Source organism: Cryobacterium sp. TMT4-10 (genome assembly GCF_004403275.1).
Lineage (GTDB): Bacteria > Actinomycetota > Actinomycetes > Actinomycetales > Microbacteriaceae > Cryobacterium > Cryobacterium shii.
This window is the reverse complement of record NZ_SOGU01000035.1, coordinates 22,193-35,205: the sequence shown is the minus strand read 5'-3', so window position 1 is coordinate 35,205 and position 13,013 is coordinate 22,193. Positions and strand designations below refer to the sequence as shown.

The 13,013-nt window shown below is 69.7% G+C and carries 11 protein-coding genes; 6 read left to right on the top strand and 5 right to left on the bottom strand.

All coding sequences use genetic code 11. The features are described 5' to 3' along the window. Positions 1–45: 45 nt before the first annotated feature. Entirely contained in the window at positions 46–1,095 is a 1,050-nt protein-coding gene (locus E3T42_RS05090) for a Gfo/Idh/MocA family oxidoreductase (RefSeq protein ID WP_134402596.1), read from the top strand. Between the two features lie 268 nt (positions 1,096–1,363). On the opposite strand, the gene E3T42_RS05085 is transcribed toward E3T42_RS05090, so the two are convergent. Both E3T42_RS05085 and E3T42_RS05080 read right to left on the bottom strand, forming a co-directional pair. Continuing rightward, positions 1,364–1,849 carry a LysM domain-containing protein gene (locus E3T42_RS05085; protein WP_134367722.1) on the bottom strand — a complete coding sequence of 162 codons (486 nt, stop codon included), beginning with the start codon at positions 1,847–1,849 and terminating at the stop codon, positions 1,364–1,366. Between the two features lie 60 nt (positions 1,850–1,909). Beyond that, positions 1,910–3,280, bottom strand: coding sequence for an L-serine ammonia-lyase (locus E3T42_RS05080; protein WP_134367724.1), 1,371 nt, complete (start codon positions 3,278–3,280; stop codon positions 1,910–1,912). Positions 3,281–3,408: 128 nt separating this feature from the next. Here E3T42_RS05080 and E3T42_RS05075 point away from each other — a divergent pair, with 128 nt between their 5' ends. Further along, positions 3,409–4,584 carry an FAD-dependent oxidoreductase gene (locus E3T42_RS05075; protein ID WP_134367726.1) on the top strand — a complete coding sequence of 392 codons (1,176 nt, stop codon included), beginning with the start codon at positions 3,409–3,411 and terminating at the stop codon, positions 4,582–4,584. Between the two features lie 255 nt (positions 4,585–4,839). Here E3T42_RS05075 and E3T42_RS05070 read toward each other — a convergent pair whose 3' ends face one another. The 3 genes from E3T42_RS05070 to E3T42_RS05060 form a co-directional block, all read right to left on the bottom strand. Beyond that, positions 4,840–5,841: a YeiH family protein gene (locus E3T42_RS05070; protein ID WP_134402595.1), complete on the bottom strand. Its 1,002-nt coding sequence runs from the start codon at positions 5,839–5,841 to the stop codon at positions 4,840–4,842. Between the two features lie 140 nt (positions 5,842–5,981). Next, entirely contained in the window at positions 5,982–7,082 is a 1,101-nt protein-coding gene (locus E3T42_RS05065; protein ID WP_134367730.1) for an acyl-CoA desaturase, read from the bottom strand. A 181-nt stretch (positions 7,083–7,263) separates the two neighbouring features. Beyond that, entirely contained in the window at positions 7,264–8,874 is a 1,611-nt protein-coding gene (locus E3T42_RS05060; RefSeq protein WP_134402594.1) for a dolichyl-phosphate-mannose--protein mannosyltransferase, read from the bottom strand. Positions 8,875–8,913: 39 nt separating this feature from the next. On the opposite strand from E3T42_RS05060, the gene rsmI reads away from it, so the two are divergent. The 4 genes from rsmI (at position 8,914) to E3T42_RS05040 (ending at position 12,939) form a co-directional block, all read left to right on the top strand. Then, positions 8,914–9,780: a 16S rRNA (cytidine(1402)-2'-O)-methyltransferase gene (rsmI, locus tag E3T42_RS05055; RefSeq protein WP_134367734.1), complete on the top strand. Its 867-nt coding sequence runs from the start codon at positions 8,914–8,916 to the stop codon at positions 9,778–9,780. 373 nt (positions 9,781–10,153) lie between these two features. Beyond that, positions 10,154–10,396: a zinc-binding dehydrogenase gene (locus E3T42_RS05050; RefSeq protein ID WP_134402593.1), complete on the top strand. Its 243-nt coding sequence runs from the start codon at positions 10,154–10,156 to the stop codon at positions 10,394–10,396. A 40-nt stretch (positions 10,397–10,436) separates the two neighbouring features. Beyond that, entirely contained in the window at positions 10,437–11,999 is a 1,563-nt protein-coding gene (metG, locus tag E3T42_RS05045; protein WP_134367737.1) for a methionine--tRNA ligase, read from the top strand. Continuing rightward, positions 11,992–12,939 carry a TatD family hydrolase gene (locus E3T42_RS05040; RefSeq protein WP_134367739.1) on the top strand — a complete coding sequence of 316 codons (948 nt, stop codon included), beginning with the start codon at positions 11,992–11,994 and terminating at the stop codon, positions 12,937–12,939. Before metG ends, E3T42_RS05040 begins: the two co-directional genes overlap by 8 nt. Positions 12,940–13,013 lie beyond the last annotated feature (74 nt).

The window sequence follows — 13,013 nt, the reverse complement described above, 5'->3', positions numbered from 1 at the left end:
GGGGAGCCCGTGCCGGGGAGCCGTCCGCGGAGTACCGTGGGGAACATGCCCCAGTTTCAGCCTGCAACGGCCCCCATCCGCACCGGCCTGATCGGTTTCGGCACCTCCGGGCGCGTCTTCCATAGCCCGCTCCTCGCCGCGAACCCCGACTTCTCGCTCGACCTGATCGTGACGCGGGACCCGGCCCGGCTCAACGCCGCGACGACCCGATACCCTCAGGCGCGCCTGGTGCCGACCGTGGAAGACCTGTTCGCGGCCGCCGACGACCTGGACCTGGTCGTGATCGGCTCCCCGTCGGCCACCCACGTCGAGCTCGCGAACGCCGCCCTCGACGCCGGCCTTGCCGTGGTCGTCGACAAGCCGTTCGCAGTGAAACCATGGGAGGGCCGTGACCTGATCGAGAAGGCCCGGCGACTCGGTTTGCTCCTCACCGTGTTCCAGAACCGGCGCTGGGACGGCGACTTCCTCACGCTGCGTGCGCTGCTCGCCGAGGGGGCGCTGGGTGAGGTGCGCCGGTTTGAGTCCCGGTTCGAGTGGTGGAAGCCGGAACAGACCAAGTCGTGGAAGGTCGGCGCGACCATCCAGCAGGGTGGCGGGGTACTCTTCGACCTCGGCGCACACCTGATCGACCAGGCCCTGCAGCTCTTCGGCCCGGTCGATGACGTCTACGCGGAGACCCTGACCCGGCGCCCGGGCGGCGCCGCCGATGACGACACCTTCGTCGCCCTCCATCACGGGTCTGGGGTGCGCTCACACCTGTGGATGAACGGCATCGCCGCGCAGGTCGGCCCACGCTTCCGCGTGCTCGGCTCCGAATCCGGGTACACCAAGTGGGGCCTCGACGGCCAGGAGACCGCCCTCGCGGCAGGCGCCAGCCCGACCGACCCGGACTTCGGGGTGGACCCGGAATCCGCCTGGGGCATGCTCGGCCGTGACGGCGCGCTGACCCGAGTGCCCACCGAGCGCGGCGCCTACGGGGCGTTCTACAGCGGACTGGCCGACGCCCTGCTGCGCGGGGGGCCGGTCCCGGTCGACCCGGAGGACGCGCTGCGCGTGATCAACGTGATCGAGCGCGTGAACCTGCTGACGCACTAGACGGTTCCGCGGCTCGCGGTGCTGGTTCCCGCTGCCGGTCGGGCTCGCACCGCGGCTCCCGCCGCCGGTTCCCCGGCCGGGGTCCGCACGTCCCCTAACCAATTCGACGGAGATTTTGCCCGAAACGACCCCGAATGCCCTGATTTAGGGCATTTTCGGCAGAATCTCCGTCGAATTCGTTCAGCGGCCGGCGGCTGGTGGGCCGGACGAGGGGCGGCCGGCGGTGGGTGCGGCGGGCGGCGGGTGCGGCGGCCGGTGGGCGGCGCTGCTAGCGGGTGGTGGTCCAGTCCAGGTTGATGACATCGCGGATGTAGATGTCCTCGCCGAGCCCCGACACCGACGGGTTCATCCGCAGCAGCTGCTGTACCGGCACGTCGAAACGCTGCGCGATCGCGAAGAAATCGTCTCCCTCGACCACGGTGTAGCTGAGCAGGTTGCCCGACCCGTCCCGGGTCGCCGCGCCCAGGGCGCCCGCCGTGGAGCCCAGGTCGTTTGCCGGGCCCTCGGGCAGCGGTTCGGCCGGGGCGGCCTCCGCATTGGGCGTGATGGTGGGCGCCGGTGCCGGCAGAGCAGGCGGGACCGGCACCGCAGCAGGAGTGGGGGTGGGTGTGGGCGTCGGCGTGGGCGTGACCGTCACGGTCGCCGTGACGACGGGTGCCGGCGCGGCGGCGCATCCGGCCAGGCCCAGCAGCGCAGCCGCCACTACCGTGATGCCGAGCCCACCGGCTGCCAGGCGACGCTGTGTGGAGCGCATTTTCCCCCCAAGGTGAGCGCCGCGCGTCCCCCGCACGGCAGTGTCAGTCTAGGCCGCGGTTCAGCATTCGATGACGTTGACCGCCAGGCCGCCCTCGCTGGTCTCCTTGTACTTGGTCATCATGTCCAGGCCGGTCTGGCGCATGGTTTCGATCACGGTGTCCAGGGAGACGAGATGGGTGCCGTCCCCGTGCAAGGCCAGCCGGGCTGCCGACACCGCGGTGGAGGCCGCGATCGCGTTCCGTTCGATGCAGGGCACCTGCACGAGGCCGCCGACGGGGTCGCAGGTCAGGCCCAGGTGGTGCTCCATCGCGATCTCGGCGGCGTTCTCCACCTGTCGCGGTGTGCCGCCGAGCACGGCGCAGAGGGCAGCGGATGCCATCGCGCAGGCCGATCCGACCTCGGCCTGGCAGCCGCCCTCCGCCCCGGAGATCGAGGCATTGGCCTTGACCAGCGAGCCGATCGCAACGGCGGTCAACAGGTAGCGACGGATGCCGGCGGCATCCGCCCCCGGTACGAACCTCAGGTAGTAGTGGCCGACCGCCGGGATGATGCCCGCGGCGCCGTTGGTCGGGGCCGTCACCACCCGCCCGCCGGAGGCGTTCTCCTCGTTGACGGCGAGGGCGAAAGCGTGCAGCCACTCGGTCGAGGTGTCGCGCTCCCGCTTCGGCAGCCGGTCATATTCTTCCAGCTGCATACGGACCGCGGCGGCCCGTCGCTTGACCTTGAGCCCGCCGGGGAGCGTGCCGGTGGCCACGAGGCCGGCCTCCACGCAGACGTGCATCGCGTCCCAGATCGCGTCGAGGCCGGCCTCGAGTCCGTCGGCGCCGTGGATGGACTCCTCGTTGGCGCGGGCGACGTCGCAGATGCCGAATCCGTGCTCGTCGCACAGGGCCAGCAGCTCCGCGCTGGAGGAGAACTGCAGCGGCTGGGTCCGGGTCGTGCGGGGTCCCGCGGTGTCGCCGTCGCGGCGGATGAACCCGCCGCCGATCGAGTACCACGTCTCTTCGAACAGGGGCCGGGCATCCATGCCCCACGCCGTCAGGGTCAGCGCGTTCGGGTGGCCGGGCAGGCGGGTGCGCGGTTCGAAGGTGATGTCGTCCCGCGCCACCGGGATCTCGTGACCGTGCAGCACCAGGATGGCGTCGGCGGGCAGGCCGGACCAGGCGGTGCGCACCGCGGCCGGGTCGCAGGTCTCGGGCCGGAGCCCGGCCAGACCGGCCAGGACGGCGTCGGGCGTGCCGTGGCCGAGCCCGGTCGAACCCAGCGAGCCGAACAGCGCACAGCTGATCCGGGTGACGAGGGGCAGCGTGCCCGAGTCGAGGAGGTGGTCGGCGAAGGTGCGGGCGGCCCGCATGGGGCCGACCGTGTGGGAACTGGAAGGGCCGATCCCGATGGAGAAGAGGTCGAGGGCCGACACGTACGCTGTCATCCGACCATCGTAACCGCGCCCCGCTCCCGGACGGCGTCAGGTCGGCGGATGGTCGTGCGCGCCGTGATCTGCACCGACGCGGCTCGGTCGCCGCCCACCATCCCGTCCGCGTCGGGCAGGATGGGGGCATGGACGAGAACGTGGAGACCGTCGTCATCGGCGGCGGGGCGATGGGGTCGGCGACGGCGTGGCAGCTGGTCCGGCGGGGGCGCCCGGTCACCCTGCTGGAACGCTTCGAGCCGGGGCACCTCAACGGGGCCTCGCACGGCGCCTCCCGCAACTTCAACACCGCCTATGCTGACCCGACCTATGTCGGCATGCTCGCCGAGGCGTTGCCGCTCTGGCGGGAGCTGGAAGAGGAGACGGGCAGTGCGCTGCTGGCCCAGGTCGGAGTCGTCAACCACGGCGCGAACCCGGCGTTCGACCGGGTGGCGGAGGCGCTGACCGGCGCGGGGCTGGGGGCCGAGTTCCTGGTGCCGGAGGCCGCGGCCGAACGCTGGCCGGGCATCCGCTTCGATGGGCGGGTGCTGCACAATCCGGACGCCGGTCGATTGAACGCGGATGCCGCGGTGACCGCACTGCAGGCCGCGGCCGTCGCCGCCGGGGCTTCGGTCAGGCACGGCGTCCGGGTGCTGCGTCTGGACGTTCAGGGCGACGACCGGGTTCGCGTGACCCACGAGAACGGCAGCATCACGGCCCGGCGCGTGGTCGTCACGGTCGGGGCCTGGACCAGCGGCCTGCTCGCGGGCGTGCTTGCGACGCCCCGCCTCACGGTGACGCAGGAGCAGCCGGCGCACTTCGCCCTGCGCGACACCACGCCGGCCGCGCTGCACCGGGCAGGGACCGAGTGGCCCGGCTTCAACCATGCGCCCGACCGGTCGGACCCGCGCTACGCGTGGTGGTACTCACCGGTCTACGGCATGTACACCCCGGGGCAGGGGGTCAAGGCCGGCTGGCACGGCGTGGGCCCGGGGACCGACCCGGATGCGCGCAGCTTCCGCCCGGAGCCGGTGCAGCTCGCCGCCCTGCAGCGGTACGTGCGCGAGTGGCTGCCCGGCGCCGACGCCGACGTGCTGGAGCCGGTGACCTGCACGTACACGACCACGGTCGACGAGGACTTCGTGCTCGACCGGGTGGGCCCAGTGATCGTCGGCGCTGGCTTCAGCGGACACGGCTTCAAGTTCACGCCGTCGGTCGGCCGGATCCTCGCCGACCTGGTCACGGGCGCCGCCCCCGCCCCGTCGCGCTTCGCCCTCAACCGCACGCCGAACGCGGGCCCCGGCGGCTGGCTCGCCCGCGCCTGAGCGGAGCCGCGCCTGAACGGACCCGCGGTGTCCGGCGTCGACCCAATTCGACGGAGATTCGGCTCTAAAAACACGTTTCCGGCCTGTTTTGGGGCGATTTGGGCAGAATCTCCGTCGAATTCGTTGGGGCGAAGGTGCGGGCAGGTGAGTCTCGGGCAGGACGGATGCGCCCCGGGAAGGGCGGCTGCGCCCCGGGAAGGGCGGCTGCGCCCCGGTCAGGACAGGTGCGCCACGGGAAGGGCGGCTGCGTCCCCGTCAGGAGAGCTGCACCGCCGCCAGCGCGAGCGCCGCGATCAGGGTCCAGGAGAGTAGGCCGACGGTCAGGGCGCGGCCGCCCGTGCGGGCGAGCGAGCGCAGGTTCACGGCTGCTCCAAGCCCGAAGAGCGCGGCGGCGAGCAGATACGTCTGAACGGTGTCCGCGGCGACGAGCACGGCATCGGGCAGCGGCGCGACCGTGCGCACGAGCACCGCAACCAGGAACCCGGCCACGAACAGGGGCATGATCGGGGTGCGGCGGGTCGGGGCATCCGTCGCCGGGGCGCCCTGCTGCCGGAGTGCGTCGAGGCGGCGCTCCCGCAGGCCGACCACCGCGACGAGCGGGGCGAGCATGAGCACCCGGGTGAGTTTCACGACCACGGCCACGCCCAGCGCGGCCGTCCCGGCGACCTGGGCGGTGGCGACCACCTGCCCGACGTCGTGCACGCCGGCGCCGACCCAGTGCCCGAATTGCAGGTCGGTCAGGCCCAGCGGATGCCACAGCAGCGGCAGCACGGCAATGGCGAGCGTGCCGCAGAGGGTCACCAGCGCGATCGGGGTGGCGGTCTCCTCATCCTTCGCCCTGACGACCCCGCCCACCGCACCGATGGCGGAGGCGCCGCAGACGGAGAAGCCGGTCGCGATCAGGAGCGGCTGATGCCCGGTCAGGCCGATCCGGCGGCCGAGCCAGAGGGTGCCCAGGAATGTGAGCAGCACGATGGCCACGGTGCTGAGGATGGACACCCAGCCGAGGCTCGCAATGTCCACGAGGCTGAGCTTGAGGCCGAGCAGCACGATGCCCAGGCGCATGAAGCGGCTCGCGGCCAGGGACAGGCCCGGGGCGAGGACCCCGGTCAGGGCCGGGCGGGCGACTGGGACGTTGCCGGCGACGATGCCGAGGACGACCGCGACCGTGAGGAGCGGCAGCGACGGGACCAGCGCGTGGACGGTGCCGGCGAGTACGGCGGTGGAGGCCGCGACGAGCACTCCCGGCAGCCACATTGCGCCAAGTTTACGGGCGGCGGCCCGTGCGCTCGGCGCCGAACCGTGAGAAAAGCCCCTCTCCCGGGCGGGAAAAGGGGCTTTGCTCACGGTTCGGCGGGGCTTCGCGGCGGTCTCTGTGCTCGGGCTCCGCGGCAGGTCTAGCGGTGGTGGAACCGCGCGACCATCGGGCAGTCGAACGGGTCACGGGCGCCGAGGCCGACCTTGTTCAGGTAGGCGATCACGATGCCGTACGACTCGAAGAGCGAGGTCTCCGTGTAGAGGATATTGTGCGACTGGCAGTATTCCTTGGTGATTTCCTGGGCCTTGCGCAGGTGCGGCCGGGCCATGTTCGGGAACAGGTGGTGCTCCACCTGGTAGTTGAGGCCGCCCATGAACGTGTCCATGAAGGTTCCGCCGCGGATGTTGCGGGAGGTCAGCACCTGGCGACGCAGGAAGTCGACCTTGCTCTCGTGTGGGAGCTGCGGCATGCCCTTGTGGTTGGGGGCGAAGGACGCTCCCATGTACACGCCGAAGACGGCCAGCTGCACTCCGATGAAGGCGAACGCCATGCCCAGCGGCAGGAAGTAGAAGATCACGGCGACGTACAGCAGGATGCGCGTGGTGAGCATGGTGATCTCGAGCCAGCGCTTGTCGACCTTCTTGCGGCCGAAGACCGTCTTGAAGCCCTGCACGTGCAGGTTGAAGCCCTCGGCCATCAGCAGCGGGAAGAACAGGTAGCCCTGCTTGCGGGTGACGAAGGAGCCGACCCAGCTCACCTTGGCGGCGTCTTCTTCACGGAAGACGATGAAGTCCGGTTCGATGTCCGGGTCCTTGCCGATGACGTTCGGGTTGGCGTGGTGACGGCTGTGCTTGTTCATCCACCAGGCGTAGCTGATGCCGACGAACAGGTTCGCGAGGATGCGGCCGGCGGCATCGTTGGCCTTGCCGGACTGGAACACCTGCCGGTGCGAGGCCTCGTGGGCGAGGAACGCGAACTGGGTCAGGATGATGCCGAGAACGCCGGCGATGATGAGCTGGTACCAGCTGTCGCCGAGCAGGACGAAACCGGTTGCGGCCCCGGCGGTGGCCAGGATCAACATCGAAAAAACAAACCAGTAGAAACCGGTGGCCCGCTTCAGCAGGCCAAGATTGCGCACGGTGTGCAGCAGCGATGAATACTCGGTAGTGGGGTTTTTCGAATCGCCACCCGGGCGAGTCTTGACAATGCGCACCGTGGGTGCAGCTGCAGCTTCCGACATGAGGCCTTTGGTTGGTGTCTGGACTTCTCAGCCGGTGATGGAGCAAATACTCGCGAAACAGATATCTGTATCCTATGGGCGCAATCCCCTTGCGGGGGGTGTTTTCACACCTGTTTCCCAGTCGCTATATGCCATCGGCGGCATATGAAGGAGCTGCGGTTTCACCGAATCTGGTCGGGAATCAGCGCCAGCCGGGAAGCCAGATGTGCAGCTGCCAGTACTGCAGAGACGTCTGGGTGCCGGTCCAGAGCGGGTAGAAGAAGGCGCTGACGACGGTGGCGGCGATCAGGAATGCCAGCACGAGCCAGCGGGCCTGGGCTGGCGCGGCATCCGGCGCCGCTGCACCTGGCGGGGCGGCATCCGTCAACGAGGCATCCGTCACCGCGGCATCCGTCACGTCCCCGGAGGTGGCAGCAGGGGCGGCGTCCGTCGGGGCCAGGCGGAGGATGACGCCGATCACGAAGGTGAGGCCGAGCAGCAGGTACGGCTCGAACGTGATCGTGTAGAACTGGAACACCGTGCGGTTCAGATACATCAGCCAGGGCAGGTAGCCGGCGACCAGGCCCATCAGGATCAGGCCGACGCGCCATTCCCGGTACCGGGCCAGACGGTAGACGAGGTAGAAGATCGCGGCCGTTGCCGCCCACCAGATCAGCGGGTTGGCGATCCCCGTTATCGCTTCGGAGCAGGTTCCGGTGCCGCAGCCGTTCTCGCCCAGCGAGGAGCCGCGGTAGTACATGCTGGTCGGCCGGATCATGAACAGCCAGGTCAGCGGGTTGGCCTGGTACGGATGCGGCGTGCTGAGGCCCACATGGTAGGTGTACGCGGCCACCTGGTAGTGCCAGAAGCTCTGCACCGTGCCCGGCACCCAGGCGAGGGCGCCCGTCCACGCGGCCCCGGGGGAGGACGCCCAGTCGCGGTAGTACCCGCCGGCGGTCACGAACCAGCCGGTCCAGGCGACGAGGTAGGTGGCCACGGCGATCGGGACGGTCAGCAGAAAAGTGGCGGGTGCCTGCTTCAGCAGCGCGGCGCTCCACCAGAACGGGATTCCGGCCCGCCGCCGGGCGAGGGCGTCCACCACCACGAGGTAGACGCCGAATGCGGCCAGGAAGTAGAAGCCCGACCACTTGACGCTGCTGGTGAGGCCGAACGCCAGCCCCGCGGCGAGCAGCCAGGGCCGCCACCAGAGGGCCGGGCCCCAGCCGGGGTCGCGCCCGGCGTCCCGCTCTCGCGCCACCCGGGCGGCCAGCCGCCCGGCGTGCCAGTCCCGGTCGAGCAGCACGGCACCGAAACCGAGCAGGGCGAAGAACATCACGTAGTTGTCGAGCAGGGCCACCCGGGACATGACGATGGCGTTGCCGTCGATGGCGAACAGGAACCCGGCGATCACGGCCAGCAGGGTCGACCCGAGGAGCCTCTTCGCGATCAGCATCAGCAGCACGACCGCCAGCACGCCGATCAGGGCGGTCATGATGCGCCAGCCCCAGCTGCTGTCGGGCCCGAAGGCCGCCATCCCCAGCGCGATCAGCCACTTTCCGAGCGGGGGATGCACCACGAACGACGGGGCGGTGAGGAAGATGTGGGTCTGGCCGGCCGCGAAGAGGGTATCCGCCTGGTCGGGCCAGGTCGATTCGTAGCCGTGGTTGAAAAGTGTCCAGGCATCCTTGACGTAGAAGGTCTCATCGAAGACCAGCGAGTGCGGGCTGCCGAGGTTCCACAGGCGCAGAACCGCGGCCAGGATGGTCACCGCGAGGGGGCCGGCCCAGCGGAACGCGCGGTTAGTGAGGAACACCTGACCATCGTAGTGAGCCGGGGCTGCGAGACTGGGAGCATGATCATCCTCGCTGCCACCCCGATCGGAAACCTGGGCGACGCGTCGGCGCGTTTGGTTGAGGCCCTGACGACGATGTCGATCATCGCCGCCGAGGACACCCGGGTCACGGTGCACCTGCTCAAGGCGCTCGGCGTCGAGAACCGCCCCCGGCTGATCAGCCTGCACGACCACAACGAACGCGGCAAGGCGGCCGAACTCGTGGAACTGGCGCGCGACACCGACATCCTCGTCCTCAGCGACGCGGGGATGCCCACCGTCTCCGACCCCGGGTTCCACCTGGTGGATGCCGCCGTCGCCGCCGGCGTCGTCGTGTCGGTGCTGCCCGGGCCGTCCGCCGTGCTGGCGGCGCTCGCCGTGTCAGGGCTGCCGACCGACCGGTTCACCTTCGAAGGCTTCCTGCCCCGCAAGCACGGCGACCGCGTCTCCGCCCTGCGCGAGGTGGCCGCGGAACGGCGAACGATGGTGTTCTTCGAATCCCCCAACCGCCTGGCGGCATCCCTGACCGACCTCGCCGCGGTCCTCGGGGCCGAACGCCGGGTCGTGGTCTGCCGCGAGCTGACGAAGTTCTACGAGGAAGTGAAGCGGGGGACCGCGGCCGAGCTGGCCGAGTGGGCCGCCGCCGGGGTCAAGGGCGAGATCTGCATCGTCGTGGCCGGAGCCGAGGCGCGCGTGCTCAACCTCGAGACCGGTGTGGCCGAGGTGCTGGCGCTGGTCGCGGCCGGCACTCGCCTCAAGGATGCCGCCGCGGACGTGTCCGCCGCGTCCGGGCTCGGAAAGCGCGACCTGTACGAGGCCGCCCTGCAGCAGAAAACGGGCAAGAGCACGCCGGCCCAGGACGACTTCCAGTCACTTCCGCTCTCCTGAACCGCTGCACCGACGAGTCGCCCCGGCACATAGTTCGCCGAAGCTGACAGAGCATCCGGAGATAAGTGAGGGATACTCGACGTTCGGGGCGCCAGTGTCGGCACCAGGCGACGTCAGAGGCAGCCCCCGGAAGGTGTGCAATGAACCGGGCCGTGAAATTCCCCAACTACGGGAGACTCGCGCTCCTCGAAATCATCGAGGAGCCCCTGCCGGTACCGGAAGCCGGGCAGGTCCTGGTCAGGGTCGAAGCGACCGGACTGAACCCCACGCCTCGGTTCCCCGCCGGGCAGGGCACCGACTTCGCGGGGGTCGTGTCGCACAGGTCGCCCCCCATGGGATCGACGCCGAACTCGACCCGGTCGTCGACGCGGCGATGTCGAGCGAACCCTGGATCAACTGGATCACCGTGGCGACCGTGGCCGATCTGGTTGCCAGCCACCGGATCGTGGTTCCCGTCGTCTCGATCTACCCGCTGGACGAGGCGCAGGATGCCTGCCGTGAACGCGAGCGGGGCGAGGCCGAGGGAATGATCGTGCTCAGGACGGATGCCGGCCGTCGCGCGCGGCACGGGCCGGGCCACCGGGCCGTGGGCCGCAGAAACAGCCCCGCCGAGTAACGGGGCCAGCTTCATCCGCTGCTCCCAATAGAATGTGACCATGTCCGACGGCTCATCTTTTTACATCACCACGCCCATTTTCTACGTGAATGATGTCCCCCACATCGGGCACGCCTATACCGAAGTGGCCGCCGACGTGCTCGCGCGCTGGCACCGCCAGTCGGGGGAGGACGCCTGGCTGCTCACCGGAACGGACGAGCACGGGCAGAAGATCCTGCGCACCGCGACCGCCAACGGCGTCACGCCGAAGGAGTGGGCCGACCGACTGGTCGAGACCGCCTGGAAGCCCCTGCTGAAGACGGTCGACATTCGAAACGACGACTTCATCCGCACCACCGACGAGCGCCACGAGGTGAACGCGCAGAAGTTCCTGCAGCACCTCTACGACGCCGGCCACATCTACACCGGCGAGTATGAGGGCTTCTACTGCGTCGGCTGTGAGGAGTACAAGCAGCCGAGCGACCTCATCGACGGCGTCGGGGAGTACGCTGGCCAGCAGGTCTGCGCCATCCACTCCATCCCGTGCGAACTGCTGCACGAGAAGAACTATTTCTTCCGGATGAGCACCTTCGCCGACAAGCTCCTCGCGCTCTACGAGGAGAACCCGAACTTCGTGCAGCCCGAATCGGCGCGCAACGAGGTCATCTCCTTCGTCAAGCAGGGCCTGTCCGATCTGTCGATCTCCCGCTCCAGCTTCGACTGGGGCATCAAGGTTCCGTGGGACGACAGTCACGTCGTCTACGTCTGGTTCGACGCGCTCCTGAACTACATCACCGCCGCCGGCTATGGCCACGACGACGAGAAGTTCAGCCGGCTCTGGCCCGCGACCCACGTGGTCGGCAAGGACATCCTGCGCTTCCACGCCGTGATCTGGCCCGCCATGCTGATGGCCGCCGGCATCGAGGTGCCCCGCCGGGTCTTCGGCCACGGCTGGCTGCTGGTGGGCGGCGAGAAGATGAGCAAGTCGAAGCTGACCGGCATCGCGCCGAGCCAGATCACCGACACGTTCGGCTCGGATGCGTTCCGCTACTACTTCATGCGCGCCATCAGCTTCGGCCAGGACGGTTCCTTCTCCTGGGAGGACCTCTCGGCCCGGTACCAGTCCGAACTCGCCAACGGCTTCGGCAACCTCGCCTCCCGCGTGATCGCCATGGTCGTGCGCTACTGCGACGGTGTGATCCCCGCCGCCGGCACGTTCGAGGAGGCTGACGAACTCATCCGCGGCACCGAGAAGAGGGTGACGGATGCCGCCACGCTGGCCATCAGCCACCTCGCCATTCACGAGGCCCTCGCCGCCGTCTGGGAGCTCGTCGACGAACTGAACGGGTACATCACCAGCCAGGAACCGTGGGCTCTCGCCAAGGACCCGGCCAACCGGGAACGGCTGGAGGCAGTGCTCCACACCGCCGTGCGCGGACTGGGCACCCTGGCCGTGCTGCTCTCGCCGGTCGTGCCCCAGGCCACCGCGAAGCTCTGGACCGCGCTTGGCGGCACCGGCCTGGTCACCGACCAGCGCATCGACCAGGCCTGGCTGTGGACCGGCGGCCCGAAGGTGTCCCCGCTGGAAGCGCTCTTCCCACGGATCGAGGCCACCGTTGGCTGACGAGCCCGGTCACGTTCGTCAGCGGGACCCGGGGGCCGGCCGCGACCTGAGCTACCCGCCGCTGCCGGTACCCCTGGTGGTGCCGGTGTACGACAACCACACCCATCTGGAGATCGCCGACGGCGAGCAGGCCCTGAGTGTGGCCGAGCAGCTCGACCGGGCGTCGAGCGTCGGCGTGCGCGGCGTCATCCAGGTCGGCGGCGACCTGGAAACCTCGCGCTGGTCGGCCGAGATGGCGGCGCGGGAGCCGCGCATGCTCGCTGCCGTCGCCATCCACCCCAACGAGGCCCCGGTGTACGAGGCGGCCGGAATCCTCGACGACGCGATCGCGGAGATCGCCGAGCTGGCGACCCGGCCCCGCGTTGTCGCTGTGGGGGAGACAGGGCTGGACTTCTTCCGCACCGGGCCCGAGGGCCATGCCAGCCAGTTGCGCTCGTTCGAAGCGCACATCGAGATCGCCAAGCGGAACGGCCTGGCCCTGCAGATCCACGACCGCGACGCCCACGAGGCCGTGATCGAGACCCTGCTGAGGGTGGGAGCCCCCGAACGCACGGTGTTCCACTGTTTCTCCGGTGACGTCGATATGGCCCGTGTCTGCGCCGACCACGGCTGGTACCTCTCCTTCGCCGGCACCGTGACCTTCAAGAACGCCGGGAACCTGCGCGAAGCCCTCGCGGCCGTGCCGCGCGCCCTGCTTCTGGTCGAAACGGATGCCCCCTTCCTCACCCCGGCGCCCTTCCGCGGTCGCCCGAACGCGCCCTACCTGCTGCCGAACACGTTGCGTGCCATGGCCGATCACCTTGAAACGGACGTCACCATGCTCGCCGCCCAGATCTCCTCGAACACCGAACTGGTCTACGGGCGGTGGGATGCCGAACCGGTGACCGCCCCCGACAGCCTGCCGAACACCAGGACGCGCCCGACTGGCGGGCTTGCATGACCCCGCCGCGCCACGGCTACGACCCGGGAGACGCAGCGGAGCCCATGCCCGGACCGGTCGCGGAGGCCGGCTCG